The sequence below is a fragment of the Actinomadura sp. DC4 genome (assembly GCF_030406325.1).
GTDB lineage: Bacteria > Actinomycetota > Actinomycetes > Streptosporangiales > Streptosporangiaceae > Actinoallomurus.
This window is the reverse complement of the sequence record NZ_JAUEQY010000076.1, coordinates 1-2,062: the sequence shown is the minus strand read 5'-3', so window position 1 is coordinate 2,062 and position 2,062 is coordinate 1. Positions and strand designations below refer to the sequence as shown.

Sequence of the window (2,062 nt, the reverse complement as noted above, 5' to 3'; positions counted from 1 at the left end):
CCACTACAACAAGTACTTCACTTCATGCAACTCCAACTGAGAGTCGCATAGATCACTGAGAGTGACACTCGCCCCGAAGATCGTTTTTATGGTTTGGGTTCCGATCTTGACTGGGTAATCATGGATGCGGAGCCGCATCGAGCGACTCTGAGACAGCGAGTGACGAAGCGGGGTCGGCTCCCGCCCCGGGGGTCTCGTGAGGGATCCTCAGACAACGCGACAGCCGCAACAACAAAAAACACAGTTCGCCGAGGTGGGCTCTCGGCACCGCACGACCGGGTAGCACCCGGACGAAAACAGCTCATCAGATGAAAGCCCTGGCTAACACGGCACATGATCAGTCACTCGTCGCGAGGAGCTGGACGGGCGTCAGGCGCGCTCGTGTTCTGGTGTCTTCAATCGCAGAGGTCGTATGTGCGTGCTCCCTAGCCGTTAGCCAGGGAGAGGAGTCAACGGGTTGCCCAGCCCGGAAGCTGTCGCGTGGGGAAAGCGTCAGGCCAGCACATCGCCGCGTTGGACTGATGACAAGTGGAACGAGATCGGGACGATCTTCGGTCTGGAGCGGGTCGCTGAGGCTGACTCCGGCCAGGAGGAGACCGAACGACTGCGGGACGCCGCATGACCGGCCCGCAGATACCCGGGCTGACGGCCGAACTGGCCGCCGCAGCCCAGCGTGCGTCAATGCCGGACTTCACCCGCTGGCAGGAGATGATCAAGTCGGCCGGGGGGTGTGAGCAGCCCGTCCGGCTACGCGGCGAGCGGGTGACGCTGGACGGCGAGACCGGCGAGTTGATCGAGTCTTACACCACCGACGAGGAGCCGACCGGCTACCTGATCACGGCATGCGGGAACCGCCGCGCGTCCCGTTGCGCAGCATGCGCCGAGGTGTACCGGGACGACACCTATCACCTGATCATCTCCGGACTGTCCGGCGGGAAAGGTGTCGATGAGCAGGTCAGCGCGCACCCGCGCGTCTTCCTCACCCTGACCGCACCCTCATTCGGCGCAGTCCACGCCCACAAGGAAAAGAGCGGGCAGGCGCAGCCATGCCGCCCACGGAAGAACCGTCCGTTGTGCCAGCACGGACGCCCGCAAGGATGCGGACGGCGGCACGACGGCGATGACTCCATGGCCGGACAACCGATCTGCGCCGACTGCTATGACTATCCAGCCGCCGTGCTGTGGAACGCCCACGCCCCGGAGCTATGGCGTCGTCTCACCTTGACCGTTCCGATGCTGATCAAGGCAGAGTTGGGCATCACCCACAAGGCTCTGCGCCGCCAGGTGCGCATCTCGTATGCCCGCGTGATCGAGTACCAGCGGCGCGGGCTGATCCACTTCCACGCCGTCGTGCGGCTGGACGGTCCGGACGGTCCCGGCCAGGCCCCGCCGTCGTGGGCGACTACCGAACTGTTGGAGCGCGTACTGCGCACCGCCGCCGCCCAGGTAGAGGTACCAGTTCCGCACCCGGACGCCCAACGCCCGCCGTTGGTGCTCAGGTGGGGCCGCCAACTCGACATCCAGCCGATTCAGGTAGCCGCCGAACTGGACGGCATGGCCGACAAGCACGTGGCCCGCTACGTCGCCAAGTACGCCACCAAGGGAGCGGAGGACTCCGGCACGGTCGACCGGCCGATTCGCTATGCGACCCAGATCAGCTCGTTGAAGGTGTCCGAGCATGCCCGCCGGATGATCTGGACGTGTTTCACGCTGGCCGGTCTGCCGGAGTACCAGGAGCTACGGCTACGCAAGTGGGCGCACATGCTCGGCTACGGCGGACACTTCTCCTCCAAGTCCCGCCGATACTCAGTGACCTTGACCCAGCTTCGCCAAGCCAGAGCCGATCACGCCGCCCAGGCCGCTCGCCAGGCCGAAGGACTGCCCGAGCCCGACCCGAACCGCAACGCCGTCACTGTGGGGCGATGGAAATACGCCGGGGCAGGGTTGATGCACGGAGAACATTTCTGGGCGCAGTTGGCCCGAGACCAGGTGCAAAGAGCCCGCCGCATGCGGCAGCAGCTCACCGAACGTGACGAGACACCGAAGGTGAGCTAACCCGAAT

General features: G+C 65.0%; 1 protein-coding gene. It reads left to right on the top strand.

From position 1 onward, the window contains the following. Positions 1-618: 618 nt before the first annotated feature. Complete coding sequence (locus QWU11_RS47010; RefSeq protein ID WP_290121126.1) at positions 619-2,055, top strand: replication initiator; 1,437 nt, start codon at positions 619-621, stop codon at positions 2,053-2,055. Positions 2,056-2,062 lie beyond the last annotated feature (7 nt).